The sequence below is a fragment of the Bradyrhizobium semiaridum genome (genome assembly GCF_020329505.1).
Taxonomy (GTDB): domain Bacteria; phylum Pseudomonadota; class Alphaproteobacteria; order Rhizobiales; family Xanthobacteraceae; genus Bradyrhizobium; species Bradyrhizobium semiaridum.
Genome location: NZ_JAGKJJ010000084.1, coordinates 1 through 657, shown reverse-complemented (window position 1 = coordinate 657; position 657 = coordinate 1). Strand labels below are relative to the sequence as shown.

The 657-nt window shown below is 67.4% G+C and carries 1 pseudogene; it reads right to left on the bottom strand.

The features are described 5' to 3' along the window. Positions 1-657: pseudogene (locus J6500_RS32270) on the bottom strand (M20/M25/M40 family metallo-hydrolase); the annotation flags it as partial.

The window sequence follows — 657 nt, the reverse complement described above, 5'->3', positions numbered from 1 at the left end:
GGCGGGCGGTTCAACTCGCCGGTGACTTTCACGCTGACACCTTCGGTGCGCGAGGTCAGCCCGAGGATCTTCGGCAGCAGCTCGTCGGCATCGGCCATGGTCGGCACGCGCATGTCGACTTCGGCATAGGCCTCCTCCGCGATCACGTTCGGCTTGGTGCCGCCCCGGACAACGCCGACATTGACGGTGACGCCGCGCGTGAGGTCGTTCATCGCCTCCAGCGCCTGGATCACATGGCCGAGTTCGCGGATCGCGCTGCGGCCGTCCTCGGGCCGTGTGCCCGCATGCGCCGGCACGCGACGGCGGCAAGATCGTAACCGGACGCAAGGGCGTCGCGCGATTCGACGTCGTCATCAAGGGCGTGCCGGCTCGGTCACCAGCACGTATTTGGCCTTGCGTCCTTCGGCTTCGATCAGCGCCCGCGAGGTCGGGCTGCCGATCTCCTCGTCCGACACATAAAGCTGCGTGATGCCGAGCGGCGGCCGCGCGCTGTCGGCGCAGATCTGCCGGAACGCGTGATAGGCGAGATAGGCGCCGCCCTTCATGTCGTAGATGCCGGGGCCGAACGCGACGTCGCCGTCGATCTTGAACGGCAGGCGCTCGATGAATCCCATCGGATGCACGGTGTCGAGATGGCTGAGCACCAGGATGCCCGGC